The sequence below is a fragment of the Streptomyces sp. NPDC000075 genome (assembly GCF_040301925.1).
Lineage (GTDB): Bacteria > Actinomycetota > Actinomycetes > Streptomycetales > Streptomycetaceae > Streptomyces > Streptomyces polychromogenes.
This window is the reverse complement of sequence record NZ_JBEPFL010000035.1, coordinates 45958-70671: the sequence shown is the minus strand read 5'-3', so window position 1 is coordinate 70671 and position 24714 is coordinate 45958. Positions and strand designations below refer to the sequence as shown.

The window sequence follows — 24714 nt, the reverse complement described above, 5'->3', positions numbered from 1 at the left end:
CTCGTTATCGGTGCGCTCGTCATCTCGCGTCAGTCCACGGGGTGCGCGGCGCGGGTTACGCGGCGCGGGTGAAGAGGCCGCGGTGGCGACTCACCGTCCTCTCGCGTTCCTGGCCGCGAGAGCCGCGGGGGGCCTTCTTGGCCTCCCGGGCCATCCGGTACAGGTCGGCCTCGCGGATGAGGTCGGCGCGGCGGGCGGTGGCGATCTCGTACTCGAACATCTCGTTCTCCCTGGTCGTTCTTCTCGGGCACCTCGTTCGGTGTGATCCAAGATTCGCGTCCCAGAGGGGTGCGGCACATGGGGCTCATGCCGCATCTGTGGGGCCCCGGGGGCCTTAGGCCGGGGGCCCGGGGGCCTGAGGGGGCCTGGAGCCGCCCGGGGGCGGCCTAAGACGGGGGGTAAGGCGGTGCCTATTCGGCGGCCGTCGGCAGGGGGACGAGGAGGTCGAAGTACATGAGTCCGAAGAGCAGGACGCCGAGGGCGCCGAGGGCGACGGCGGCCCAGGAGACGGAGCGGACCCAGGTGGGGTGGACCCGGCCGGGGGCGCCGAAGGCGGGGGCCGCGAGGACGAGGGCGGCGAGGAGGAGGGCGAGGGCGGCGAGGAGGCCGTTGACCAGGGCGGTCATGTGCCAGGCGTCGCCGTACAGGGCGGCGATCTTCTCCTTGGCGGTGGTGGCGTTGGCCGACTCGATCTGGCCGATGAGGGTCTGGCGTTCGCCGATCACGCGGGCCACCCAGCTGCCGCTGAGGGCGACGAGGCCCAGGCCGGCGGCGGTGACGGCGGAGGCCGCGGAGCCGACACCGGTGGGGCGCTCGGGGAAGGCGTCGGCGTCGTCCGCGTCGAGGTCCTCGCCGGGCCCTTCGCCGGAGGCTTCGCCGGCCTCGGCGGAGGCGTCCGTGCCGGGCCCGGCGGCGGGGGCGGTGGTGTCCTCGGGGGCGGCCGGGGCGGCGGTGTCCGGCTTGTCCTCGGCGGCGTCCGCCTCGGGGGCGGTGGGGGCGGCGGTCTTGGTGGTGTCCATGGCGGGCACCGTAGGCGGCGTTTCTGAGAGGCTCCTGAGAGGGTTCGCGGCCCGCCGCTCCGGCCGGCCCCCGGGCCCTGGGCGGGGCCGGCGGCGGCGGCGGTGGCTACGCGGCGCGGGCGGCGGCCCGTTCGTGGGCGAGGAGCGACCAGATCTCGATGTCCTGGCGGACGCCTCGGTGGAGGTGGCTCTGGCGCAGGACGCCCTCGCGGGTGAGGCCGAGGCGCCGGGCGACGGCGATGCTCTTCTCGTTGCCGCCGGCGACGTGCCATTCGACGCGGTGCATGCCCCGGGTGTCGAAGGCCCAGTCGATGAGCACCCGGCAGGCCTGGGTGACCAGGCCCCGGCCGGTGCCCGCGGGTTCCATCCAGCAGCCGACCTCGCAGTTGCCGGCGGCGGCGTCGAAGTTCGCGAAGAGGACCCCGCCGACGAGGGTGCCGCCGGCCCGGATGCCGTAGAGGCGGCGGCCGTCGGCGGCGGACTGCTCGGCGTTGGAGCGCAGGAGCCCCCGGGCCGATTCCAGGTCGGTGACGCGGTCGGGGAAGCCGATGAACCGCCCGATGAACTCCCGGCCGCGGTCCATGTGCGCGAGGAACTCCTCGGCGTGCCAGACCTCCAGGGGGAAGAGCTGGGCGTCCTCGGACAGGTCTATCGCGAACATGCGTGTTTCCTTACGGCTCGTGGCCGGTCAGCGGGAGGTCTCGGCCGGCTGCGCGTGGTCCGCGTCCGGCCGCTGGGCCGGGAGCACCGCACGGGGGCGGCACTCCGGGGGTTCGATACTGATCCTGGGCATCCGCCGGTCCAGCCAGGCGGGGATCCACCAGTTGGCCCCGCCGAGCAGGTGCATGAGCGCGGGGACGAGCAGGGTGCGCAGGACGAAGGCGTCGAGGGCGACGGCGGCGGCCAGTGCGATGCCGAACATGGCGATGATCCGGTCTCCGCTGAGGACGAAGGCCAGGAAGACCGAGATCATGATGACGGCCGCCGAGTTGATCACCCGGCTCGTCTCGGCGAGGCCCACGCGCACGGCCCGCCGGTTGTCGCCGGTCTCCAGCCACTCCTCGTACATCCGGCTGACGAGGAAGACCTGGTAGTCCATGGAGAGCCCGAACAGCACGGACACCATGATCACCGGCAGGAAGGGCTCGATGGGGCCCGCGCTGCCCAGGCCCAGCAGCTCGCTCCCCCAGCCCCACTGGAAGATCGCGACGACGACGCCGAAGGAGGAGGCCACGGCGGCGACGTTCATGGCGGCCGCCTTGAGCGGGATGCCGATGGAGCGGAAGGCCAGCAGCAGGAGCAGGCAGCCGAGGGTGATGACCACGCCGACGAAGAGCGGCAGCTTGCCGACGATCACGTCGGCGAAGTCGTCGTAGCCGGCGGTGACCCCGCCGACGTGGGCCCGCATCGAGCTGCCGTGTCCGGCGCGCGGGATGACGTCCTGGCGGAGGCGGTCGACCAGCTCGCTCGTGGCCCGGGACTGCGGGGCGGAGTCCGGGACGACCGTCAGGAGGGCGGTGTCGCCGCTGCGGTTGAACACGGCCGGGCCGGCGGAGGCGACGCCTTCGGTGGTGCGCAGGGCGTCGGCCAGCCGCTGGACGGCGACGCGGTCGGCGGCGCCGTCGAGGCGGGCGACGACCGTGAGCGGGCCGTTCACGCCGGGGCCGAAGCCGTCGGCGAGCAGGTCGTAGGCCTTGCGGGTGGTGGCGGTGGCCGGGTTGTTGCCCTGGTCGGAGGTGCCGAGGTGGAGGGAGAGGGTGGGCAGTGCGACGACCGCCATGACGAGGGCGGCGACCAGGCCGAGGAGCTTGGGGTGGCGTTCGACGAAGGCCGACCAGCGGGCCGCGAACCCGGTGGGGGCCTCGGTCCGGGGGCCCTCGGCGGCGAGCTTGCGGCGTTCGCGGCGGGACAGGGCCCGTATGCCGATGCAGGAGAGGAGGGCGGGGAGCAGGGTGACGGAGGCCGCCACGGTCAGCACCACGGTGAGGGAGGCGGCTATCGCGACGCCGTTGAGGAAGCCCAGGCGCAGCACGAGCATGCCGAGCAGGGCGATGCAGACGGTGGCCCCGGCGAAGACGACGGCCCGGCCGGTGGTGGCGACGGCGTTCTCGCCGGCCTCCTCGACGGTGAGGCCGCGGGCCAGGCCCTTGCGGTGCCGGGTGACGATGAAGAGGGCGTAGTCGATGCCGACCCCGAGGCCGACGAGGGTGCCGAGCATCGGGGCGAAGTCGGCGACGGCCATGGTGTGGCCGAGGAGGGTGATGCCGAAGTAGGCGCTGCCGACGCTGACGAGGGCGGTGGCGATGGGCAGCAGGCTGGCGGCGAGGGAGCCGAAGGCGAGGAAGAGGACGACGGCGGCGATGGCCACGCCGATGACCTCTGCGAGGTGGGGGCTGGGTGCTTCGGTCAGGCCGATGGCGCGGCCGCCGAGTTCGACCTGGAGGCCGTCGGTCTCGGTGGCGGGGTTCTTCGCGGCGTCGACGACGGCCTTGGCCTGGGCCTTGGGTACGGAGTCGGCCTGCCGGTCGAAGGTGACCACGGCGTAGGCGGTACGGCCGTCGGGGCTGATCTGGGCGGCGCCGGCGGGGCCTGGTCCGTAGGGGCTACTGACCGAGCCGACACCGGGGAGGGCGGCGACGGCGTCCAGGGCGCGCGTCATCCGCCGTTCGACGTCGGGTGTCCGCACGGTCTGGTGGTCCGGGGTCCGCCACACGATGGTGTCGGTGTCGCCGCCCTGGCCGTGGAAGCCCTCGCGCAGGAGGACGTTGGCCTTGTTGGACTCGGTGCCGGGGACCTCGTAGTCGTTGGAGAACGCCGTTCCGGCGGTCGCGGCCGCCGTGGCGGTCCCGCCGAGGGCCAGCAGCCAGATCAGGACGGTGACCAGCCGGTGTCGCATGCACCACCGTGCGATTGCTGCCAACGGACGTGCTCCCTGGTGGTTCGGATCTTCAGCGGGAGTCGGCCCGACGCAAAGAACGCTTGAACTCGTGAAGTCGTGACGGGTGAGTCGTGAACTTGTGAAAGGTGCGGCCGCGGGCGGCCAGGGTGTGTGGGTTTACACCTCGGTCGACACGATCGCAGCGTTTCGTGATCGTTGGCCGCTTTCGTGTGCATCGTCACAGGCCTGACCTTCGGCGGGTCCTTCGGCCCGGTAGCCCGGGACGGAGGGCCAGCGGACGGTGAGGACGACGGTGTCCTCCTCGGCGTACCAGGAGTGGTCGACGCCCCGGCCCCAGACGACGTAGTCGCCCTGTTCGGCGAGGACGACGGTGCGCCCGGGGAACTCGAGCCGGAAGCGGCCGCTGATCAGCACCTGGAGGGCGGTGCGCCGTTCCCCGGTGACCCAGCGCTCGCGCGCCTCGCCCTTGGGGTGGACCCCCCACTTGATCTCGACGTCCTCGCTGTGGCGCGGGTCGCCCGGCTCCTTGAAGTGCCCCAGGAGCCAGCCCCGGTCGGCGGCGGCGTCGGGGGTGGCCTTGCCGGTGTAGATGGTGCGGTCGTCGTTCACGGGTCGAGGCTAATGGACTTGTGGGCGCCGAGGATCAGCTGATGAGGTGCGCGCATGACGATGGATCTTGATGAACTGCTGAAGGTGCGCGACCGCTACGACACCGAGGTGCGGCGCGGTGCGGAGGGTCCGCACGTGGAGCGGGCGGGCCGGGTCGTGCGGATGAGCCTGCCCGGCTGGAACGGTGTGGTGTGGTCGGACCTCGACGAGGACACCGCGGACGCGGAGATCGCGGCGCAGGTGGCGCACTTCGGCGCGGGCGGGCAGGCGCCGGGCGGGGCGGTGTTCGAGTGGAAGCTGTACACCCATGACCATCCGGCCGATCTGGCCGGCCGGCTGAGCGCGGCGGGGTTCGTGCCGGAGCCGGCCGAGACCCTGATGGTGGGCCGGACCGCCGACCTGGCCGCCCTGCCGGTGGAACCGCCGGCGGGGATCACCCTGCTGCGGGTGACCGACGAGGCGGGCGTGGACCTGATGATGGCCGCGCACGACCGGGCCTTCGGGGTCGAGCGGCCCCGGATCAAGGAAGCGGTGCTCGCCCAGCTGCGGGAGGACCCCGACTCCCTCGAGGTCGTGGTGGCGATGGCCGGGGAGGTACCGGTCAGCTCGGCACGGATGGAGATCCAGGAGGGCAGCGCCTTCGCCGGCCTGTGGGGCGGCGGCACGGACCCCGGCTGGCGGGGCCGGGGCATCTACCGCCTGCTGGTGGCGCACCGCGCCCGGATCGCGGCCGAGCGGGGGATCCCGTACCTCCAGGTCGACGCCTCGGACGACAGCCGGCCGATCCTGGAGCGGCTGGGCTTCGGGGTGCTCGGCGTCACCGTCCCCTACATCTGGCAGGGCTGAGGGGACCTACGGCGGCCGGCGGGCCGCCCGCCAGGCCGCGAAATCGCTTCCCGGGCCGCCGGAGAAGCGGCAGGATCGCGCCCATGGACATCACCGAACGCATCGGCCCGCCCCTGACCGGGGACGAACGCGAAACCCTCCGGGCCTTCCTCGACTTCCACCGGGCCACCCTCGCCTGGAAGTGCGACGGACTCACCGACGAGGAGCTGCGCCGCCAGGCCTCCCCGCCCTCCACCCTCTCGCTGCTCGGCCTGGTGCGGCACATGGCCGAGGTGGAGCGCCAGTGGTTCCGCCGCACGATCGGCGGGGACACCGACGTCCCCCACCTGTGGTCGGACAGCCGCGACTTCCAGGCCGCCTACGACGCCTCCGGCGCGACCCGCGCCGAGGCCTTCGCCGCCTGGGAGGCGGAGGTGGCGCACTCCCGCGCGGTGGAGGCGGCCGCCGAGTCGCTGGACGTGACGGCGTACGTGCCGAAGTGGGAGGAGGACGTCTCACTGCGGCTGGTGATGCTGCACATGATCCACGAGTACGCCCGCCACAACGGCCACGCGGACTTCCTCCGGGAGGCCGTCGACGGCACCACCGGCGCCTGAACGGCCCCGGCGGCAGCCACGCACCCAGACCCCCTTATAGTTAGGCCAGCCTAACCTAAGACACCGGGGGAAGAGCGTGAGCGCTGTGACCACCGAGGCCTACGAGGTCTACCGCGACAGCTGGGGCATCCCGCACCTGCGCGCGTCCGACCCGCTCCGCCTCTCCTACGCCCAGGGCCGGACCACCGCCCGGGACCGGGCCTGGCAGCTGGAGGTGGAGCGGCACCGCGCCCAGGGCTCCAGCGCCTCCTTCCTCGGGGCCGACTGCGTGCCCTGGGACCGCTTCGCCCGCCAGGCCCGCCTCGACGACACCGCCCGCCGGTGCTTCGAGGCCCTGGACGCGGACACCGCCGCCTGGGTCACCGCCTACGTCGACGGGGTCAACGCGGGCCTGGCCGAGGGTGCGGCCCGCGACGACCGCTTCGCAGCCGCGGGCCACTCCCCCGCCCCCTGGCAGCCGTGGGTCCCGCTCTCCATCTGGATCGGCACCCACATCCTCTTCGCGGGCTTCGCCACCAAGCTGTGGCGCGACCGCGTCGCCCGCGTCCTCGGCGACGCGGCCACCACCCTCTTCGCCACCGACGGCCCCGGCACCGCCGGCAGCAACGGCTGGCTGGTCCCCGGCGACCGCACCGCCACCGGCGCGGCGATCATCGCCGGCGACCCGCACCGGTTCATCGAGGACCCGGGCGTCTACCAGCAGATCCGCCTGGCCTGCCCGGAGTACGACGTCCTGGGCCTGGCCGTCCCCGGCGTCCCGGGCCTCGCCCACTTCGGCCATGCCGGCTCCGTCGCCTGGGCCATCACCAACGCCATGGCCGACTACCAGGACCTGTACACCGAGCGGCTGCGCCCCGCGGCCTACGGCATCGAGGCCCTGGGCCCGGACGGCGACTGGGAGCCGGTCGCCCGCCACACCGAGACCGTCACGGTCGCGGGCGGCGAGGACGTCGAGGTCGAGATCCTGGAGACCGCCCGGGGCCCGGTGATCGTCAACGACGACTCCGCCACCCTCTCCCTGCGCTACCCGCCCCGCGTCCGCTCCGACCTCGGCTTCGCCGCCTTGCCCGCCCTGCTGCGCGCCCGCACCGTCGCCGACGTCGACCGCGCCCTCGACGGCTGGGCCGAGCCCGTCAACGTCGTGCACGCCGCCGACTCCGAAGGCGGCCTGCTGCACCGTGTCGCGGGCGCCGTGCCGCTGCGCGAGGCCGCGAACCGGCTGCGTCCCGTGCCCGCCTGGGACGCCCGCCACGCCTGGCGGGGCTGGGCCGAGGCCCCCGCCGAGCCGGTGCGGGGCGTCGCCGTGATGGCGAACGCGCGCGGGATCGCGTCCCCCCTCGGGGTGGAGTTCGCGCCGCCGCACCGCGCGGAGCGGATCCGCGCCCTGCTCGGTGGTTCGGCCGACTGGTCCCCGAAGGCCATGGCCGAGGTCCACCGCGACACCCACCTGGCCTCCGCCGGGCCGCTGCTCGCCCTGCTGCCCGGGCTCGACGCCCTCTCCCCCGAGGCCGCCGCGCTCCGCGACCGGCTACTGGGCTGGGACCGGCACATGGAGGCCGACAGCACCGACGCCACCGTCTTCGCCGCCTTCCGCACTGCCGTCGTACGCCGCCTCGCGGCCGACCCCGTCTTCGCGGACCTGGCCGGCGCCCCCGGCGGCCCGGAGGTGTTCCACCCCTGGCTCTACCTGGTCCCCCGGGTCGGCTACGCCCTGGAGGGCCTCCTCACCACGCCCCTCCTCCCCGGCCTGGACCGCGCCGCGCACGTCCGCGCCGCCCTGGAGGAGACCGCGACGGCCGGCGCCCCCGAAGCCCCCTGGTCCCAGTCGCACCGGCTGACCCCCTGGCAGGCCGTCCCGGACCCGGAGGCCCGGTGGCCCGGCCTGGGCGGCGACCACGACTGCGTCAACGCCACCTCCTCCGTCCCCGGCGTCACCGACACCGTCGCCCGCGCCTCGGCCGCCCGCTACGTGTGGGACCTGGCAGACCGCGAGAACAGCCTCTGGGCGGTCCCCCTCGGCGCCGACGGGGTCACCGGCTCCCCCCACCACCGCGACCAGCTCCCGTTCTGGGCGCGCTGCGAACTCGTCCCCGTCGTCACCGACTGGACCCGCCTCACCAAGGAACGCCCATGACCCGCACCGCCGTCTACACCCACCCCGTCGAGGGCTTCGGCACGGTCTCCTTCACCCCCGTCGACCCCGCCGCCGACTCCGCGCTGATCCACAGCTGGGTCACCGAGGAGCGGGCGCGCTTCTGGGGCATGGGCGAGGCCAGCCGCGAGCTGGTTCAGGAGATCTACGAGGACGTGGACCGCCGCACCACCCACCACGCGTTCATGGTCGCCCTGGACGGGGAGCAGGTCGCGCTGTTCCAGACGTACGACTGCGCCGAGGACCGGGTCAGCGAGTGCTACGAGGTCCAGCCCGGGGACGTCGGCGTGCACCTGCTGATCGGCCCCACGAAGGGCGCCGCCCGGCACGGCTTCACGGGAGCCCTGATAGAGGCGTTCATCGCCTACCTGTTCACCGACGGCGGCGCCGCGCGCGTGGTCGGCGAGCCCGACGCCCGCAACGCCAAGGCCATCGCCCTGCTGGAACGTTCCGGCTTCGCGCTCGGCCCGGAGGTGGAACTCCCGGAGATCGACCTCCCCGAGGTCTACCTCCCGGCCAAGCCCGCCCGCCTGGCCTTCCTCACCCGGCAGGCCGCTGCTCGCTGAGGAACTCCGTGATCAGCGCGGCCCATTCGGCCGGGCGCTCGGCGAAGGGGAGGTGCCCGGTGGGCAGCTCCGCGTACCGGGCGCCCGGCACGGCGCCGGCCAGCTCCTTCTGGAGCTCCAGGGGTACGAGCCGGTCCTCGGTGGTCGCGATCACCAGGGCCGGTACGGACACCCCCGCGGCCTCCGCGCTCAGGTCGGCTCCCTTGATCAGGTCGACGTGGTCCCCCGCGCCCGGCGGGATGGAGGCGGCGGTCGCCAGCACCACGTCCTCGGCCTGCTCGGGCGTCAGCCCCTCCAGCACCGCCGGGTTCACCGCCAGCGGCACCAGCAGCCGCGCCAGCAGCTCGTTCTCACCCCGCGCCGCGAGCCCCGACCACAGGTCCCCGACCAGCTTCAGCCGGTTCCCGGCGCGCACGAAGGTGGCGGTGAGGACGAGCGCGGTCACCCGCTCGGGGTAGCGGGCGGCGATCCGCAGCGCCACGTTCCCCCCGAGCGAGTACCCGAGCACCGCGAAGGTCTCCAGCCCCTCGGCGTCGGCGGCGGCCACCAGCTGATCGGCCAGCTCGTCCAGCCGGAGCGGCTCGTCGGACTTCGGGGTCCCGCCGGTCCCGGGGTAGTCGACGCCGACGACGCTGTGCTCGGCGGCGAGCTGGTCGAGGATCGCCCCGAAGTTGCTCTCGACGGCCCCTCCCCCGCCGTGGGCGAGCAGCAGGCCGGGACCGCCGCTCTCCTTGCGGACGGTGCGGGCGTAGGCGGCGGTGGCGGTCGTGATGACGGACATGGCGGTCCCCTCGGCATTTCTGTAGCGGTCGTTACGGATTGAACGATACATAGATTCACTAACGAGCGCTACAGAAATAGCCCGTACACAGGTTTTGTACGGGTGGCGTACGTGCGGTTCGCGGGTCAGCCGGGCCGGGAGGGGGAAAAGTGTCCGGCATGCCCCAGAGCAACAGGCCCCAGCGCAACGCCTCTTGGAAGGTCGTCGGCGTCCTGCTGGCCCATCAGCGCAAGCGCGCCCTTCTCACCCAGGCCAGGCTGGCCGAACTGGCCCACTGCGACGTGGAGTCCATCGCCTCGGTGGAACAGGGACGGCGACCCCTGTCCGCGAAGTTGGCCGACATCTTCGACAACCACCTGGACTCGAAGGGGGTCCTGCGCGACGCGGCAGACGCGATCCCACGCCGCGAGCGGTATCCGGCGTTCCTGCGCGAGTACATCGAACACGAGGAGGAGGCCCTCAGCCTGCTCTCCTACCAGAACACGTCAGTCCCCGGCATGCTCCAGACTCCGGAGTACGCCGCAGCCGTGTTCGCCAGCTTCTACCCGCCGTTCCCCGCCGACCAGATCGCCCAGCAGACCGAGGACCGGATCGCTCGACAAGTCCTGCTCCAGCGCAAGCCGAACCCACCGGTCATGCACTTCATCATCGAGCAGTACGTCCTGGAGCGAGCCATTGGTGGCCAAGGCGTCCTGAACGGACAGTTGCGCCACCTCCGCGCGATGGCCGAACTGCCGTTCGTCGGCCTCCAGATCATGCCCAGCGGACTGGAGACACACGCGGGCCTCGATGGTCCGATGATTCTGCTGGAGACGCCTGATCACGATCAACTGGCCTACGTGGAAGGCCAGCGCGTCAGCTTTCTGCTAGACGACCCCGATGAGGTCCATCCGCTCCATCTCCTGTATGGGATGCTGCGTTCTCAGGCCCTGTCCGTGGAGGACAGCAAGAGCCTGCTGGACGACCTGCTAGGAGAGTCATGACGCACCAACTGGCCTGGTTCAAGTCGAGCTACAGCGGCAGCCAAGGCGGCGAGTGCCTTGAGGTTGCCTACGACTGGCAGAAGTCGACGTACAGCAGCGACGCCGGCGGCAACTGCGTCGAGGTCGCCGCCCACCCCGCCGCCGTGCACGTCCGCGACTCCAAGGTGACCGACGGCCCCGTCCTCACCGTCGCCCCCACCGCCTGGTCCGCGTTCCTCGGGACCGCCGTTTCCCATTGACCCCACCCGCCCCGGCCAGCCAAGCTGATCTCCATTCAACTGACTGGTTCGGGGGGCGGATTGACCAGCCAGAATCTGTACATCGGGCCGGACTCGGCACCCGACCGGTACCGGCTGCTGCGGTCCATCGGGCGTGGTGGCGAGGCCGTGATCCATCTCGCGGAGCTGGAGCTGGCGGGCGGGGCCGAGCCCGTCGTCGTCAAGGTGCTCGACTCCAAGACGACGATCACGTCCGAGGAGTTCGCCCGGATCAGCGGGAAGTGGAACGAGCAGGCCGAGCTGCTGCGCTTCGTCCACCGCCCCGGGGTCGTCGGCGTACGGGAGCACTTCGAGGGCCCGCCGATCCACCGGGCCGGTGAGGCCTCCGGCCTGTCCGGGCGGTCCCTGGTGCTGGTCATGAACCATGTGAACGGCGTCGACCTGCGCGACTGGCGGGCCGAGCGGGACCTCTCCACCCCCGCCGGACGGCACGAGGTACTGCGGACGCTGGAACAGCTGGCCGAGGTACTGGACTGGCTGCACTCGGGGAAGGCCACCCCGTCCGGGCGTCAGGTGGTCCACGGTGACCTCTCCCCCGGCAATGTGATGGTCGACGCCGACGGGCAGGCCACGCTGGTCGACTTCGGGCTCAGCAAGCTGACCGCCGAACACCGCACGGCGGAGATCTGGTTCACCCCCGGCTACGCGGCCCCCGAGGTCTTCGACGGCCGCCGCACCCCTGCCACGGACCGGTACGCCTTCGGGGCCCTCGCGTACTTCCTGTTGAGCGGGGACTCTCCGCCCCGCACCCCGGGCCTGCTGGCCGAGGCGATGGCGGAGCTGCCGCAGGTCGCGGCGCTGGACCACGAGCGGCGGGCCCGGATCGCGGCGCTCTGCGCCGTCGACCCGGAGCAGCGGCCGCTGAGCCTGGCCGGCTGGATGCGGGACGTCCGCCAGGCGGTGACCTCCGTTCCGCAGGGCGAGGTCCAGGACGCGCGGCCGGCACCACCGGCACCGCCGCCGACGGCGCGGCGGCGCAGCCGGGTACTGGTCGCGGCCGCCTGCGCGGTACTCCTGGCGACCGCGGTCATCACCGGCCTGAAGCTGTTCGGGGACGAGAGCGACGGCAGCCCGGACCGCGCGGGAGGTACGGAGCCGACGGCCCCGTCCGCCTCCCGCTCGTCCTCTCCGCCCCCTGCCGCGTCCGAGGCGGGCGGGGTCTCCCTGACCACCCTCCAGCCGGTCGCCAAGAGCGAGTACGCCTGGTTCGAGGCGGGCGACGGCACGCTCGGTTCCCAGCGCTACGACACCGCCCTGGTGGCCGCCGGACCGTACAAGATCTGCGACGGGGCGGCCTCCTACGACCTGGGCGGCGGCTGGAAGACCCTGACCATGGTCGCCGGCGTCGACGACGCCTCGACGCACGCGAACGCGCGCGTCAGCGTGGAGGTGGACGGGAAGCCCGTGTGGAGCGGGACCCTGCGGGTCGGGTCCCCGAAACCCCTGTCGCTCGACGTGGCGAACGGCCGCCGCCTGGACATCTCCTACGTCGACCCGGGGAACACCTGCGGAATGGGCCGGCTCGTCCTGGGCACGCCCACCCTGAGGAAGTAGCGGGGCGGCGGCTTCAGTCGGCCGACGACACCCCGAGGTCCGCCCGCATGGCCGCCCGCATCTCCCGGAGCAGGTCCCAGATCTCCTGCTGCGCCTGGGAGACGGCCGCCATCGTCTCGCCCTCCTCGGGGGCGCCCCGCTCCAGCCGTTTGACCTGCCCGTAGACCAGGGTCAGGGCGTGGTTGACGGTGGTCGCGGGGCCGAGGACATCGTCCGGGGCGATCATCTGCGCCTCGGAGTACGTGTCGCGGTGCGCGGACTTCGCCGCGTCGAGGGCCTCCCGGTCCGCCTCCTCCACCTCGCGCTCCCGCATCACGTGCAGGTGGCGGTTGAGGGCGGTGGTGTACTGGCGCGAGTCCCGGTTGAGAGCCGCGTAGCAGGTGCGCCGCAGGACCAGGTTCTCCCGTACGTCCTCGTGCGCGCGCACGAGCTCTATCTCCCGCCGCTTCGTCCGCTCCGCGCCCCGCTGCGTGAGCAGCGAGGCGCCCAGTGTCCCCGCCACACCCACGACGGCGACGACCATCGCCCCGATCTCCATCCCGTCCCCCTCCCCACAGACCGGCGGCCCGTACCGATCGGGTCGATCGGGTACAGGCCGCCGGCTCACAGCCGCCTGAACCTACTCGGAGACGCCGAGCTTCTCCAGGATGAGCTCCTTGACGCGGGCCGCGTCGGCCTGGCCGCGGGTGGTCTTCATGACCGCGCCGACCAGGGCGCCGACGGCGGCGATCTTGCCGCCGCGGATCTTGTCGGCGATGGCCGCGTTGCCCGCGATGGCCTCGTCCACGGCCGCGCCGAGCGCGCCCTCGTCCGAGACGACCTTAAGGCCGCGCTTCTCGACGACCTCGTCCGGGGTGCCCTCGCCGGCGAGGACGCCCTCGATGACCTGGCGGGCCAGCTTGTCGTTCAGGTCGCCGGCCGCGACCAGGGCCGCGATCCGGGCCACCTGGGCCGGGGTGATCGGCAGCTCGTCGACCGAGACGCCCTGCTCGTTGGCGTTGCGGGCGAGCTCGCCCATCCACCACTTGCGGGCGGCCGCCGAGTCGGCGCCCTCCTCGATCGTGGCGACGATGGAGTCCACCGCGCCCGCGTTGAGGATGGACTGCATGTCGTGCTCGCTGACGCCCCACTCCTCGCGGAGGCGGTTGCGGCGCAGGCGCGGCATCTCCGGCAGGGCCTCACGCAGCTCCTCGACCCAGGCGCGGGCCGGGGCGACGGGGACCAGGTCGGGCTCCGGGAAGTACCGGTAGTCCTCGGCGTTGTCCTTGATGCGGCCGGCCGTGGTGGAGCCGTCCTCCTCGTGGAAGTGCCGGGTCTCCTGCACGATGGAGCCGCCCGACGAGAGCACCGCCGCGTGGCGCTGGATCTCGAAGCGGGCCGCGCGCTCGACGGAGCGCAGCGAGTTGACGTTCTTCGTCTCCGAGCGGGTGCCGAATTCCTTCGTCCCGTTCGGGCGCAGCGACAGGTTGACGTCGCAGCGCATCTGGCCCTTGTCCATCCGGGCCTCGGAGACGCCGAGGGCCTTGATGACCTCGCGCAGCTCGGCCACGTACGCCTTGGCGACCTCGGGGGCCCGCTCGCCGGCGCCCTCGATCGGCTTGGTGACGATCTCGATGAGGGGGATGCCGGCGCGGTTGTAGTCCAGCAGGGAGTGGGACGCGCCGTGGATACGGCCGGTGGCGCCGCCGACGTGCAGCGACTTGCCGGTGTCCTCCTCCATGTGGGCGCGCTCGATCTCCACGCGGAAGATCTCGCCGTCCTCCAGCTGGACGTCCAGGTAGCCGTTGAAGGCGATGGGCTCGTCGTACTGGGAGGTCTGGAAGTTCTTCGGCATGTCCGGATAGAAGTAGTTCTTCCGGGCGAAGCGGCACCACTCGGCGATCTCGCAGTTCAGCGCGAGGCCGATCTTGACGGCGGACTCGACGCCGATCGCGTTGACGACCGGCAGCGAGCCGGGCAGACCGAGGCAGGTCGGGCAGGTCTGCGAGTTGGGCTCGGCGCCCAGCTCGGTGGAGCAGCCGCAGAACATCTTGGTCTTGGTGCCGAGCTCGACATGGACCTCAAGGCCCATGACGGGGTCGTACGACGCGAGGGCGTCTTCGTACGACAGCAGTTCGGTGAAGGTGGTCACGGTGAAACTTTCCCTCTCAGCCCAGCAGGACGTCGTCGTCGCCCAGGCGCTTCAGCTCGCGGTACAGGATCGCGAGGCCGGTGACGATGGCGGCGGCGGACACGACGGCGTCGACGAGCTGGAGCGTGTCGTGCTCGGTGCGGGCCTTGCGCACCTGCTTGATCACACTGAAGGCACCGAAGGCGGTGGTGCCCATCGACAGGTAGGTCCCGGTCTTCGACTTCTTGAAGCCCTTGGCCTTGGACAGCGCACTCGAACTCACAGCGACGGAGCCTCCTCAAGCAGCGGGTGGCCCCAGCGCTCGACGAAGGCGGCCTCGACGGCCGCGCCGACCTTGTAGAGACGGTCGTCCTTCATCGCCGGGGCGATGATCTGCAGACCGACCGGCAGGCCGTCCTCCGGGGCCAGGCCGCAGGGCAGCGACATGGCGGAGTTGCCGGCCAGGTTGGTCGGGATGGTGCAAATGTCCGCGAGGTACATCGCCAGCGGGTCGTCGGTGCGCTCACCGATGGCGAAGGCGGTGGTCGGGGTCGTCGGGGAGACGATCACGTCGACCTGCTCGAAGGCCTTCTCGAAGTCCTTCGTGATGAGCGTGCGGACCTTCTGGGCGGAGCCGTAGTACGCGTCGTAGTAGCCGGAGCTGAGCGCGTACGTGCCGAGGATGATGCGGCGCTTGACCTCGTCGCCGAAGCCGGCCTCGCGGGTGAGGGCGGTGACCTCCTCGGCGGACTTCGTACCGTCGTCGCCGACGCGCAGGCCGTAGCGCATGGCGTCGAAGCGGGCCAGGTTCGAGGAGCACTCGGACGGCGCGATCAGGTAGTACGCGGCCATCGCGAGGTCGAAGGACGGGCAGTCCACCTCGACGACCTCGGCGCCGAGCTCCTTGAGGAGCTCCACCGACTCGTCGAAGCGCTGGGTGACGCCGGCCTGGAAGCCCTCGCCGCGGAACTGCTTGACCACACCGACGCGCATGCCGGCGACGGAGCCGTTGCGGGCGGCCTCGACGACCGGCGGGACCGGGGCGTCGATGGAGGTGGAGTCGAGCGGGTCGTGCCCGCCGATGACCTCGTGGAGCAGGGCCGCGTCCAGGACCGTACGGGCGCAGGGGCCGCCCTGGTCGAGGGAGGAGGAGAAGGCCACCATGCCGTAGCGGGAGACACCGCCGTAGGTGGGCTTCACGCCGACGGTGCCGGTGACGGCGGCGGGCTGGCGGATGGAGCCGCCGGTGTCCGTGCCGATGGCGAGGGGGGCCTGGAAGGCGGCCAGGGCGGCCGCGGAGCCACCGCCGGAGCCACCGGGGATCTTGGTGAGGTCCCAGGGGTTGCCGGTGGGGCCGTAGGCGCTGTTCTCGGTGGAGGACCCCATGGCGAACTCGTCCATGTTGGTCTTGCCGAGGATGACGACGTCGGCTTCCTTGAGCTTGCGCGTCAGGGTGGCGTCGTAGGGCGGGATCCAGCCTTCGAGGATCTTCGAACCGACGGTGGTCGGAACGCCGACCGTGGTGAAGATGTCCTTGAGGGCGAGCGGGACGCCGGCCAGCGGGCCGAGCTTCTCGCCCGCGGCGCGCTTGGCGTCGACGGCGCGGGCCTGCGCGAGGGCGCCCTCGCGGTCGACGTGGAGGAAGGCGTGGACCTTCTCGTCGGTCGCGTCGATGCGGGCCAGGTGGGCCTCGGTGACCTCGACGGCCGTGAGCTCGCCGGAGGCGATCTTCTCGGCGGTCTGGGCGGCCGTCAGCTTGATGATGTTGGTGTCAGCCATGGTGATTAGTCCTCCCCCAGGATCTGCGGCACCTTGAAACGCTGCTGCTCCTGGGCGGGAGCGCCGGAAAGCGCCTGCTCGGGGGTGAGCGAGGGACGGACCTCGTCCGCGCGCATGACGTTCGTCAGCGGGAGCGGGTGGGAGGTCGGCGGGACGTCTTGGTCGGCGACCTCGGAAACGCGGGCGACCGCGCCGATGATGTCGTCGAGCTGTCCGGCGAAGTGGTCGAGCTCTTCGCTCTTCAGTTCCAGACGTGCCAGCCGAGCGAGGTGGGCGACCTCCTCGCGCGTGATGCCAGGCATGCAGCGATCCTCTGGGGGTGGTGAGTGTGTAGTTTCGGTCCCAATCCTATGGGGCCCGGCCCCGGACCCGGTAAACGGTTTGCCGCAGGCCTGCGGTGCGGGGGTGTGCCGCTGCGCGGAGCGGTCCCCTGCCCGCCCTTCCACCGTTCCCCGGGCTCCGCCCGGACCCGCGCCTCAAACACCGGCGGGGCTATGGATAGCCCCGCCGGCGCAGGGGACCCTACGGGGCCGGGGTGTCGGCGGTGGCGGCCAGTTCCGCCGTGATGTCCGCCGGGCGGCGCCAGCCGCGTTCGCCCCGGGCCAGGAGCCAGGCCGTGGCCTCCTGCGGGGGCATGGCGGCGGCGACGAGCCAGCCCTGGACGGCGTCGCAGCCCAGGTCCCGCAGGCGTTCCCACGTCTCGTCGTCCTCGACGCCCTCCGCGACGACCAGGAGGCCGAGGGAGTGGGCGAGGTCGACCGTGCAGCGGACGATCTCCGCGTCCTGGGCGTCGACGGCGAGGCGGGCGACGAACGAGCGGTCGATCTTCAGCTCGCTCACCGGCAGGCGCCGCAGGTGGACCAGGGAGGAGTAGCCCGTGCCGAAGTCGTCCAGGGACATCTTCACGCCGTGGCCCGTGAGGCCCGCCATGGTGTCGGCGGCGCGCTGCGGGTCCTCCAGCAGGACGTGTTCCGTTATCTCCAGCTGGAGGCCGCTCGCCGGCACCCCGTGGCGGGCCAGGCGGGCGGCGACGGCGCCCGCGAAGCCGGGGGTGTGGACGTCGCGCGGGGAGACGTTGACCGCGACCGGGACCTTCAGGCCCTGGGCGCGCCAGCGGGCGACCTGGGCCAGGGCGGTCTCCAGGACGTACTCGGTCAGGTGCGGCATCAGGCCCGAGGTCTCGGCGATGGCGATGAACTCGTCGGGAGGGACCCGGCCGCGTTCCGGGTGGACCCAGCGGACCAGGGCTTCCAGGCCGGCCACCTGGCCGTCGAAGCGGACCTTCGGCTGGTAGTGGAGTTCCACTTCGCCGGCGTCCAGGGCGCGGCGGAGGTCGCCGAGCAGGCCCAGGCGGTCGGGGGTGTTGCTGTCGCGCTTCGACTCGTAGACCTCCACTCCCGTGCGGTCCCGCTTGGCCTGGTACATGGCCACGTCCGCCCGCCGCAGCAGGCCCTCCGCGTCCAGGGCGTGGTCCGGGAAGACCGCGAGGCCGGCGCTGGCCTCCAGGACGAGGGTGAGGCCGTCCAGGTCCAGGGGGGAGCTGAGCTCGGCGACGAGGTGGCGGGCGACCCGCTGGGCGCTGGTGGTCGAGTCGGTGGTGGGCAGCAGGACCGCGAACTCGTCGCCGCCCAGGCGGGCCGCCTCCGCCTCTTCCGGGAGGGCCTGCCGCAGCCGGGCGGCGATCTGGAGCAGCAGGCGGTCACCCGCGAGGTGGCCCAGGGTGTCGTTGACGGCGCGGAAGCGGTCCAGGTCGATCAGCACAAGAGCTGACCGGGTGCCCAAACGTTCAGCCTCGTCCAGCGCGGACCAGGTGCGCTCCAGCAGCCACTGCCGGTTCGGCAGCCCGGTCAGCGGGTCGCGCAGCTGCTCCTCGGCGCGGGCCCGGGCGATCCACAGGGTGGAGTCCAGGGCGATGAGCGGTACGGCGAACAGCGGCAGCAGGACCGGCTGGGTGCTGGCGACCACGCAGATCAGCGGGGCGATGCCGAGCAGGGCGGCCGCCACCAGGGCCTGGCGCAGCAGGGCGGTGCGGGCCACCGTGGGCAGGCCGCCGCCGGGCGGGGTGAGCGCGAACCACAGCAGCACGCGGGTGACGAGGAGGTAGGAGACGGCGACGAGGGCCACCTCGGGCGCGGCGGCCAGGTTCCAGGTGGTGGGCAGCCACGGGGACTCCACGCTCGGCGCGTCGCCGAAGGCGGCCAGGACGAGGGCCCCGGCGCCGATCCCGAGGATGTCGACGGAGCCGTGCAGCAGCCCCTGCCGCCAGCGGTGCCGGCGGGCGGCCCCGACCAGGGAGACCACCGCCAGCGAGACGAGTCCGGCGGGGACCCAGCCGTAGAGGATGAGCACGCCCAGGGTGAGGGCGGCGCCCGAGCCCGTACCGCCCCACCAGCGGTCCCGGCCGAGGGCGACGAGGTGGCCGACGATGATGCCGGTGAGCAGGGCCAGGGCCCAGCCGACCGCGCCGCCCGGGAACAGGGACTGACGGGCGGTCAGCGCGGCGGCGACCCCGGCCGCGAGCACCACGGCGGCGAGGCCCACGACGACCGCGTGCAGCGCGGTGCGGCGCTGCCGTCCCGCTCCGGTGTCCAGGGGACGGGTATCCGGTGTCCTGGCACCCAGGACACCCAGCCGGCCCGCCCGCACGGGCGGGAGCTCCCCGCCGAACTCAGGTGACGGGTCGGCGCTTTCGGTGGGTTTCATGCCCGTCCCTCTCACAGCCGGCGATGCCGATGTCGCGCGATGGCCCCGATGTCATGCCATCACGGCTGGACGGCACATCAGGCAGCCGCACACGACAGGCGCACCCCACAACAGTAGGACGGGAGAGGCTCCCAGGGGCAGCAGTCGGCGGTGGTTGCCCGAATGCGACCCAGCCATCCTCATCAGTACGGTATCCGCCGAACGGGTGAGTTTGGACCAGGACCCCCCCGTCACCCTTCCGATGATCCGACAGCTCACCGGCCTTGGACCAGGCATGTACCGGCCGTTTACCACCCGGTGCCGCGCCGGGCGTGCGCCCGCCCGTACGGCCGCACGCCGCGCATCCGTTCGCGGTACTACTCCCCTGCGGCCGCGCCGTCCAGCGGAAGCGCCGCTTCCCGGGCCGCGTCGGGCCCCTGTTCGAGCAGGACGGCGAAGCCGGCGTCGTCGAGGACGGGGAGCTTCAGCTGGACGGCCTTGTCGTACTTCGAGCCGGGGTTGTCACCGACGACGACGAAGGAGGTCTTCTTCGACACCGAGCCGGTCACCTTGGCTCCCCGGCTCTGCAGGGCCTCCTTGGCGCCGTCACGGGTGTGGCTCTGGAGGGTGCCCGTGACGACGACGGTCAGGCCCTCCAGGGGGCGCGGGCCCTCCTCCTCGCCGGAGCCCTCCTCCTCCATGCGCACCCCGGCCGCCCGCCACTTGCGCAGGATCTCCTGGTGCCAGTCGACGGCGAACCACTCCTTGAGGGAGGCGGCGATGATCGCGCCGACGCCCTCGGTCGCGGTCAGCTCCTCCTCGGTGGCCTGTTCGATGCGGTCGATCGACCGGAACTCGCGGGCGAGGGCCTCGGCGGCGACCGGTCCGACGTGCCGGATGGACAGGCCGTTGATGATGCGGGCCAGCGGCCGCTGCTTGGCGGCGGCGATGTTCTCCAGCATGGCCAGGGCGTTCTTCTTCGGCTCGCCCTTCTGGTTGGCGAAGACCGTGACGATCTTCTCCTCACCGGTCTTCGGGTCCCGCTTGGGCAGTCCGCTGTCGGGGTCGCGGACGTACGCCTTGATGGGGAGGATGTCCTCGATCGTGAGGTCGAAGAGGTCGCCCTCGTCCAGCAGGGGCGGCTGCGCCGGCTCCAGCGGGCCGGTCAGGGCGGCGGCGGCGACGATGCCGAAGTTCTCGATGTCCAGGCTCTGCCGGCCGGCGAGGTAGTAGATCCGCTCGCGCAGCTGGGCGGGGCAGGTCTGCCCGTTGGGGCAGCGGACGTCGATGTCGCCCTCCTTCATCGGGCGCAGCGCCGTCCCGCACTCGGGGCACTCCGCCGGCATCACGAACTCCCGTTCGGTGCCGTCGCGCAGGTCCACCACCGGCCCGAGGATCTCGGGGATGACGTCGCCCGCCTTGCGCAGCACGACGGTGTCCCCAATGAGGACGCCCTTGGCCTTGACGACCTCCTGGTTGTGCAGGGTCGCGAACTCGACCTCGGAGCCCGCCACCGTCACCGGCTCGACCTGCGCGTACGGGGTGACGCGCCCGGTGCGGCCGACGCCGACCTTGATGTCGATCAGCTTGGTGTTGACCTCTTCGGGGGCGTACTTCCAGGCGATCGCCCAGCGCGGGGCGCGGGCGGTGGAGCCGAGGCGGCCCTGGAGGGCGATCTCGTCGAGCTTGACGACGACGCCGTCGATCTCGTGCTCCACGGAGTGCCGGTTCTCGCCGAAGCGGGTGATGAACGCGCGCACCTCGTCGAGGGTGGAGACCACCGCGTTGTGCCGGGCGGTGGGCAGGCCCCATTCGCGCAGCAGCTCGTACGCCTGGGACTGGCGCTCGATCTCGAAGCCCTCGCGGGCGCCGATGCCGTGCACCACCATGTGCAGCGGGCGGGAGGCGGTGACCTTGGGGTCCTTCTGCCGCAGCGAGCCGGCCGCCGCGTTGCGCGGGTTGGCGAAGGGCTTGCCCTCGGCCTCCACGAGGCGGGCGTTGAGCTCCTCGAACTTCTCCATGGGGAAGTACACCTCGCCGCGGATCTCGACGAGGGCCGGGACCCGGTCCCCCTTGAGGCGGTCCGGGATCTCGGCGATGGTGCGGACGTTGGGCGTGATGTCCTCACCGGTGCGGCCGTCGCCGCGGGTGGCGGCACGGGTCAGGCGGCCGTTCTCGTACGTGAGGTTGACGGCGAGGCCGTCCACCTTGAGCTCGCACAGGTAGTGGTAGTCCGGGGTGTTCACGTCCCGGGCGACCCGCTCGGCCCAGGCGGCCAGCTCCTCGTCGTCGAAGGCGTTGTCGAGGGAGAGCATCCGCTCGCGGTGCTCGACCGAGGCGAAGTCCGTCTCGTACGCCCCGGCCACCTTCTGGGTGGGCGAGTCGGGGGTGCGCAGCTCCGGGTACTGCTCCTCCAGGGCCTCCAGTGAGCGCAGCAGCTGGTCGAACTCGGCGTCGCTGACGACCGGCTGGTCGTTCACGTAGTACCGGAAGCGGTGCTCCTCGACCTGCTCGGCGAGCAGCTGGTGCTGCTCGCGCGCCGCCGTCGGTACTGCCGTGTCCTGCTGTTCGGCTGCCATGCCGTTTCCTCCCGTGGCCCGTGCTCGACCGTCACTCAGGGTTGTCCGCGAGGGACCTCGCCGCCCTGACGCAGTGGGCCTGCACCGCGCGGGCGTAGGCGGGCGAGGCGCCCGCCAGACCGCACGACGGGGTGACGACGACGGACTCGGCGAGAGTCCCCGGAGCCAGCCCCAGCCTGCGCCAAAGCTTCCTGACACCCATGACGCTACCGCCCGGGTCCGACAACGGGCCGTCGGTGCCCGGCACCACTCCGGCGAAGAGTTTCATGCCGCCCTCGACGGCTTCGCCGATGGCGTCGTCCTCGCGCTCGGTGAGCAGGGAGAAATCGAACGAGACGGCCGCCGCGCCGGCCCGGCGCAGCAGCGCGAAGGGGACGTCGGGGGCGCAGGAGTGCACGACGACCTCCCCGTCGTGGACGGAGAAGAGGTCGCGCAGGGCGCTCTCGACGACCTGCCGGTCGACGGCCCGGTAGGTGCGGTAGCCGCTGGCGGAGCGGACCCGGCCGCGCAGGACGGCGGTGAGCGAGGGCTCGTCGTACTGGAGCACGATCTCGGCGCCGGGCACGCGCTTGCGTACGTCTGCGAGGTGGCCGCGCAGGCCCTCGGCGAGGGAGGCGGCCAGGTCGCGGCAGGCTCCGGCGTCCTGGAGGACGGCCTCGCCGCCGTGCAGTTCGAGGGCGGAGGCCAGGGTCCAGGGGCCGACGGCCTGGACCTTCAGCCGGCCGGTGTACCCCTGGGTGAACTCCTCCAGGGCGTCGAGGTCCTCGCCGAGCCAGGAGCGGGCCCGCCGGGTGTCGCGGCCGGGCCGGTCGCTGACCCGCCAGCCGCTGGGCTCGACGTGGGCGTAGAGGTCGACGAGCAGCCCGAGGGAGCGGCCGATCATGTCGGCGCCGGGGCCGCGCGCGGGGAGTTCGGGCAGGTACGGGAAGTCCTCGAAGGAGCCCGTCGCGGTCTTGGCGGCCTCGCGGGCGTCGGCGCCCGGCAGGGAGCCGACGCCGGTGGCGCCCGCCGTCATCGGCCGGGCCTGACGCTCAGGTCGTTGACCTCGGCGTCGCGCGGCAGGTCGACGGCCATGACGATGGTGGTGGCCACGGACTCGGGGTCGATCCAGTCGGCGGGGTCGTACTCCTTGCCCTCCTGGGAGTGGACCTTGGCCTGCATGGGGCTGGCGGTGCGGCCGGGGTAGACGGAGGTGACGCGGATGCCGTTGGCCTTCTCCTCCCAGCGCAGGGAGTCGGCGAGGGCCTTGAGGCCGTGCTTGGAGGCGGCGTAGGCGCTCCACTCGGCGTGAGCGTTGAGGCCGGCGCCGGAGTTCACGAAGACGACGGTCGCCTTGGAGGCCCGCAGGGTGGGCAGCAGGAGGCGGGTGACCTCGGCGGGGGCGATCAGGTTGACGTTGAGCTGCTGGTGCCAGGTCTTGGGGCGCAGCTCGCCGACGGGGCCGAGGTCGACGATCCCGGCGATGTGCAGGAGGGAGTCGATCCGCTCGGGCATGGGCTGCTTGGAGAAGGCCCACGAGAGCCGGTCGGGGTCCGCGAGGTCGCCGACGAGGGTCCGCGCGCCGGGGTAGCGCTCGACGAGCTGCCGGGCACGGGCGGCGTCGCGGGCGAGCAGGACGAGGTCGTCGCCGCGGGCGTGCAGGCGGGCGGCGACGGCGGCGCCGATGCCGGAGCCGGCGCCGGTGATCAGGTGAGTAGGCATACGGCCATGCTCGCATCCGCCCGGCCCGCACCGCCGCCTCGGTGCGGCACTCCCGGCCGGGGGTCTAGAGTCCGGCGGTCTCGCGGAGGGCGGCGGCCTTCGCCGAGGCGTCGTAGTCGGCGGGGACGCCCTCGACGAGGAAGGCCTCGCCGGGGATGTGGTCGGTGCGCAGCGGGAGGATGGCCTGGTAGGCCGGGGAGGCGTACCAGGCGCGGGCCCGCTCGATGTCGGGGAAGCCGATGACGACGACGGTGCCGGGGAAGGGGCCCTCGACGACCTCGACTTCCTTGCCGTGGACGAGGAAGCGGCCGCCGAAGGGGTCCATGGTCGCCTGGATCTCCTCGATGTAGCGCAGGACGTCCTCGTTGACGGTGGGCCGGCGCAGGTGGGCGATGGCGTACGCGGTCATGTCGGTCTCCCCTGTCGGTGCGCCGGGGCGGTCCCGGCCGTTGCGCCGATGCTGTCAGCGGGCGTCGGCCGTGGCGATTACCCCGGAGGTCATGGCGGCGGGCCGGAAGGTGCGGCGGTAGGCGATCGGGGAGACGCCGAGGGAGGCGCGCATGTGCTGGCGCAGGGAGTTGGCGGTGCCGAAGCCCGCGCGGTGGGCGACCAGGTCGACGGGCAGGTCGCTGGATTCCAGCAGGTCGCGGGCGACTTCGAGGCGCTGGGCGGTGAGCCACTGCACCGGGGTCATGCCGACCTCGTCGCGGAAGCGGCGGGTGAAGGTGCGCAGGCTCATCCGGGCGTGGGCGGCGAGTTCGGCGAGGCTGACGGGTTCGGCGAGGCGTTCCAGGGCCCAGGCGCGGGTGGCGGTGGTGGTGGCGACCGTGGGTTCGGGGACGGGCCGGTCGATGTACTGGGCCTGCCCGCCGTCGCGCCAGGGCGGGACGACGCAGGTGCGGGCGGCCCGGTTGGTGACGGCGGCGCCGTGGTCGCGGCGGATCATGTGCAGGCACAGGTCGACGCCGGCGGAGACTCCGGCGGAGGTCAGGACGTCCCCGTCGTCGACGAAGAGCACGTCCTCGTCGACGCGGACCCCGGGGTAGGCCCGGCGGAACTCCCGGGCGAGGTTCCAGTGGGTGGTGGCGGGCCGGCCGTCGAGGAGCCCGGCGGCGGCGAGCACGTAGGAGCCGGTGCAGATGGACACCAGGCGGGTGCCGGGGCGGATGCGCGCGATGGCCGCGGCGACGGCGGGCGGCAGCGGCCCGCCGAGGGCCAGCTCGGGCATGGCGTGGGTGGGCGGGATGATCACGGTGTCGGCGGCGGCGAGGGCTTCGGGCCCGGCGGCTGGCTGGAGGGTGAAGCCGGAGTCGCTGGGCACGGGGAGGCCGTCGGCGGTGCAGACGACGACCTCGTAGAGGGCTCGGCCCTCGTCGTCCACGGCGCTGCCGAAGACCCGGGAGGGGATGCCCAGCTCGAACGGGGGGAAGCCGGGCAGGGCCAGTACGGCGACCAGGTGCCTGCCGCCGGGGCCGCTGCCGGGGCGGGTCCCCTCGCCGGTGCCTTCCCGTGTCTCACTCATGGCCAGATCCTGTCACATAGTGGCCAAACGGCCAACACCATGGAGGTGCGCGGTGCCC

General features: G+C 72.7%; 24 protein-coding genes. 7 read left to right on the top strand and 17 right to left on the bottom strand.

The annotated features are described in order from the left end of the window. Positions 1-55: 55 nt before the first annotated feature. The 5 genes from ABT403_RS31340 to ABT403_RS31320 form a co-directional block, all read right to left on the bottom strand. The gene (locus ABT403_RS31340; RefSeq protein WP_344165626.1) at positions 56-220 is read right to left on the bottom strand and encodes a hypothetical protein; all 165 of its coding nucleotides are present in this window, start codon (positions 218-220) and stop codon (positions 56-58) included. 190 nt (positions 221-410) lie between these two features. Then, on the bottom strand, positions 411-1019 hold the full coding sequence (locus tag ABT403_RS31335; RefSeq protein ID WP_344165623.1) for a hypothetical protein: 609 nt from the start codon (positions 1017-1019) through the stop codon (positions 411-413). Between the two features lie 106 nt (positions 1020-1125). Further along, a complete protein-coding gene (locus tag ABT403_RS31330) occupies positions 1126-1680 on the bottom strand; it encodes a GNAT family N-acetyltransferase (protein ID WP_344165620.1) in 555 nt (184 codons plus the stop codon). Between the two features lie 27 nt (positions 1681-1707). After that, positions 1708-3939 carry an MMPL family transporter gene (locus ABT403_RS31325; RefSeq protein ID WP_344165617.1) on the bottom strand — a complete coding sequence of 744 codons (2232 nt, stop codon included), beginning with the start codon at positions 3937-3939 and terminating at the stop codon, positions 1708-1710. A gap of 135 nt (positions 3940-4074) precedes the next feature. Beyond that, positions 4075-4527 carry a cupin domain-containing protein gene (locus ABT403_RS31320; protein WP_344165614.1) on the bottom strand — a complete coding sequence of 151 codons (453 nt, stop codon included), beginning with the start codon at positions 4525-4527 and terminating at the stop codon, positions 4075-4077. A gap of 60 nt (positions 4528-4587) precedes the next feature. Here ABT403_RS31320 and ABT403_RS31315 point away from each other — a divergent pair, with 60 nt between their 5' ends. The 4 genes from ABT403_RS31315 to ABT403_RS31300 all read left to right on the top strand — a co-directional run bounded on the left by ABT403_RS31315 (position 4588) and on the right by ABT403_RS31300 (position 8687). Continuing rightward, positions 4588-5373: a GNAT family N-acetyltransferase gene (locus ABT403_RS31315; protein WP_344165913.1), complete on the top strand. Its 786-nt coding sequence runs from the start codon at positions 4588-4590 to the stop codon at positions 5371-5373. Between the two features lie 83 nt (positions 5374-5456). Then, positions 5457-5969 (top strand): DinB family protein, encoded by a 513-nt coding sequence (locus ABT403_RS31310; protein ID WP_344165612.1) that lies wholly within the window; start codon positions 5457-5459, stop codon positions 5967-5969. 76 nt (positions 5970-6045) lie between these two features. Next, entirely contained in the window at positions 6046-8103 is a 2058-nt protein-coding gene (locus tag ABT403_RS31305; protein WP_425580265.1) for a penicillin acylase family protein, read from the top strand. Further along, positions 8100-8687, top strand: coding sequence for a GNAT family N-acetyltransferase (locus ABT403_RS31300; RefSeq protein WP_344165609.1), 588 nt, complete (start codon positions 8100-8102; stop codon positions 8685-8687). Before ABT403_RS31305 ends, ABT403_RS31300 begins: the two co-directional genes overlap by 4 nt. Here the strand turns inward: ABT403_RS31300 and ABT403_RS31295 are convergent. Continuing rightward, positions 8662-9468, bottom strand: coding sequence for an alpha/beta fold hydrolase (locus ABT403_RS31295; RefSeq protein ID WP_344165606.1), 807 nt, complete (start codon positions 9466-9468; stop codon positions 8662-8664). The genes ABT403_RS31300 and ABT403_RS31295 overlap by 26 nt on opposite strands. A gap of 158 nt (positions 9469-9626) precedes the next feature. On the opposite strand from ABT403_RS31295, the gene ABT403_RS31290 reads away from it, so the two are divergent. From ABT403_RS31290 to ABT403_RS31280, 3 genes are read left to right on the top strand one after another with little or no spacing between them, the layout of a single operon-like run. Next, the gene (locus tag ABT403_RS31290) at positions 9627-10451 is read left to right on the top strand and encodes a helix-turn-helix domain-containing protein (protein WP_344165603.1); all 825 of its coding nucleotides are present in this window, start codon (positions 9627-9629) and stop codon (positions 10449-10451) included. Next, positions 10448-10690, top strand: coding sequence for a DUF397 domain-containing protein (locus ABT403_RS31285; RefSeq protein WP_344165600.1), 243 nt, complete (start codon positions 10448-10450; stop codon positions 10688-10690). The genes ABT403_RS31290 and ABT403_RS31285 overlap by 4 nt, the downstream gene beginning before the upstream one ends. A 60-nt stretch (positions 10691-10750) precedes the next feature. Continuing rightward, on the top strand, positions 10751-12283 hold the full coding sequence (locus ABT403_RS31280; RefSeq protein WP_344165597.1) for a serine/threonine protein kinase: 1533 nt from the start codon (positions 10751-10753) through the stop codon (positions 12281-12283). A 13-nt stretch (positions 12284-12296) separates the two neighbouring features. Here the strand turns inward: ABT403_RS31280 and ABT403_RS31275 are convergent, their stop codons facing one another. The 11 genes from ABT403_RS31275 to ABT403_RS31225 form a co-directional block, all read right to left on the bottom strand. Beyond that, positions 12297-12821 (bottom strand): hypothetical protein, encoded by a 525-nt coding sequence (locus ABT403_RS31275; RefSeq protein ID WP_344165595.1) that lies wholly within the window; start codon positions 12819-12821, stop codon positions 12297-12299. A gap of 81 nt (positions 12822-12902) precedes the next feature. Beyond that, the gene (gene gatB, locus ABT403_RS31270; protein WP_344165593.1) at positions 12903-14414 is read right to left on the bottom strand and encodes an Asp-tRNA(Asn)/Glu-tRNA(Gln) amidotransferase subunit GatB; all 1512 of its coding nucleotides are present in this window, start codon (positions 14412-14414) and stop codon (positions 12903-12905) included. Between the two features lie 16 nt (positions 14415-14430). Continuing rightward, positions 14431-14610: a hypothetical protein gene (locus ABT403_RS31265; protein WP_344165909.1), complete on the bottom strand. Its 180-nt coding sequence runs from the start codon at positions 14608-14610 to the stop codon at positions 14431-14433. A gap of 62 nt (positions 14611-14672) precedes the next feature. Then, entirely contained in the window at positions 14673-16172 is a 1500-nt protein-coding gene (gene gatA, locus ABT403_RS31260; protein WP_425580264.1) for an Asp-tRNA(Asn)/Glu-tRNA(Gln) amidotransferase subunit GatA, read from the bottom strand. A gap of 5 nt (positions 16173-16177) precedes the next feature. Then, on the bottom strand, positions 16178-16474 hold the full coding sequence (gene gatC / locus ABT403_RS31255; RefSeq protein WP_007266718.1) for an Asp-tRNA(Asn)/Glu-tRNA(Gln) amidotransferase subunit GatC: 297 nt from the start codon (positions 16472-16474) through the stop codon (positions 16178-16180). A 220-nt stretch (positions 16475-16694) separates the two neighbouring features. Next, positions 16695-18875 (bottom strand): putative bifunctional diguanylate cyclase/phosphodiesterase, encoded by a 2181-nt coding sequence (locus tag ABT403_RS31250; RefSeq protein ID WP_344165590.1) that lies wholly within the window; start codon positions 18873-18875, stop codon positions 16695-16697. Positions 18876-19231: 356 nt separating this feature from the next. Continuing rightward, a complete protein-coding gene (gene ligA / locus ABT403_RS31245) occupies positions 19232-21433 on the bottom strand; it encodes an NAD-dependent DNA ligase LigA (protein ID WP_344165587.1) in 2202 nt (733 codons plus the stop codon). Between the two features lie 31 nt (positions 21434-21464). Next, positions 21465-22448 carry a methionine synthase gene (locus ABT403_RS31240; RefSeq protein WP_344165584.1) on the bottom strand — a complete coding sequence of 328 codons (984 nt, stop codon included), beginning with the start codon at positions 22446-22448 and terminating at the stop codon, positions 21465-21467. Continuing rightward, positions 22445-23134, bottom strand: coding sequence for an SDR family oxidoreductase (locus ABT403_RS31235; RefSeq protein ID WP_344165582.1), 690 nt, complete (start codon positions 23132-23134; stop codon positions 22445-22447). The genes ABT403_RS31240 and ABT403_RS31235 overlap by 4 nt, the downstream gene beginning before the upstream one ends. A gap of 64 nt (positions 23135-23198) precedes the next feature. Further along, a complete protein-coding gene (locus ABT403_RS31230; protein ID WP_344165578.1) occupies positions 23199-23543 on the bottom strand; it encodes a DUF1330 domain-containing protein in 345 nt (114 codons plus the stop codon). A gap of 54 nt (positions 23544-23597) precedes the next feature. Further along, complete coding sequence (locus ABT403_RS31225; RefSeq protein WP_344165575.1) at positions 23598-24656, bottom strand: GlxA family transcriptional regulator; 1059 nt, start codon at positions 24654-24656, stop codon at positions 23598-23600. Between the last annotated feature and the right edge of the window lie 58 nt (positions 24657-24714).

Bases quoted from the DNA above. Each gene is read 5' to 3' on its own strand.
- ABT403_RS31340 (WP_344165626.1), bottom strand. From the start codon at position 220: ATGTTCGAGTACGAGATCGCCACCGCCCGCCGCGCCGACCTCATCCGC.
- ABT403_RS31335 (WP_344165623.1), bottom strand. From the start codon at position 1,019: ATGGACACCACCAAGACCGCCGCCCCCACCGCCCCCGAGGCGGACGCC.
- ABT403_RS31330 (WP_344165620.1), bottom strand. From the start codon at position 1,680: ATGTTCGCGATAGACCTGTCCGAGGACGCCCAGCTCTTCCCCCTGGAG.
- ABT403_RS31315 (WP_344165913.1), top strand. From the start codon at position 4,588: ATGGATCTTGATGAACTGCTGAAGGTGCGCGACCGCTACGACACCGAG.
- ABT403_RS31310 (WP_344165612.1), top strand. From the start codon at position 5,457: ATGGACATCACCGAACGCATCGGCCCGCCCCTGACCGGGGACGAACGC.
- ABT403_RS31300 (WP_344165609.1), top strand. From the start codon at position 8,100: ATGACCCGCACCGCCGTCTACACCCACCCCGTCGAGGGCTTCGGCACG.
- ABT403_RS31295 (WP_344165606.1), bottom strand. From the start codon at position 9,468: ATGTCCGTCATCACGACCGCCACCGCCGCCTACGCCCGCACCGTCCGC.
- ABT403_RS31290 (WP_344165603.1), top strand. From the start codon at position 9,627: ATGCCCCAGAGCAACAGGCCCCAGCGCAACGCCTCTTGGAAGGTCGTC.
- ABT403_RS31285 (WP_344165600.1), top strand. From the start codon at position 10,448: ATGACGCACCAACTGGCCTGGTTCAAGTCGAGCTACAGCGGCAGCCAA.
- ABT403_RS31275 (WP_344165595.1), bottom strand. From the start codon at position 12,821: ATGGAGATCGGGGCGATGGTCGTCGCCGTCGTGGGTGTGGCGGGGACA.
- ABT403_RS31265 (WP_344165909.1), bottom strand. From the start codon at position 14,610: ATGGGCACCACCGCCTTCGGTGCCTTCAGTGTGATCAAGCAGGTGCGC.
- gatA (WP_425580264.1), bottom strand. From the start codon at position 16,172: ATGGCTGACACCAACATCATCAAGCTGACGGCCGCCCAGACCGCCGAG.
- gatC (WP_007266718.1), bottom strand. From the start codon at position 16,474: ATGCCTGGCATCACGCGCGAGGAGGTCGCCCACCTCGCTCGGCTGGCA.
- ABT403_RS31250 (WP_344165590.1), bottom strand. From the start codon at position 18,875: ATGAAACCCACCGAAAGCGCCGACCCGTCACCTGAGTTCGGCGGGGAG.
- ligA (WP_344165587.1), bottom strand. From the start codon at position 21,433: ATGGCAGCCGAACAGCAGGACACGGCAGTACCGACGGCGGCGCGCGAG.
- ABT403_RS31240 (WP_344165584.1), bottom strand. From the start codon at position 22,448: ATGACGGCGGGCGCCACCGGCGTCGGCTCCCTGCCGGGCGCCGACGCC.
- ABT403_RS31235 (WP_344165582.1), bottom strand. From the start codon at position 23,134: ATGCCTACTCACCTGATCACCGGCGCCGGCTCCGGCATCGGCGCCGCC.
- ABT403_RS31230 (WP_344165578.1), bottom strand. From the start codon at position 23,543: ATGACCGCGTACGCCATCGCCCACCTGCGCCGGCCCACCGTCAACGAG.
- ABT403_RS31225 (WP_344165575.1), bottom strand. From the start codon at position 24,656: ATGAGTGAGACACGGGAAGGCACCGGCGAGGGGACCCGCCCCGGCAGC.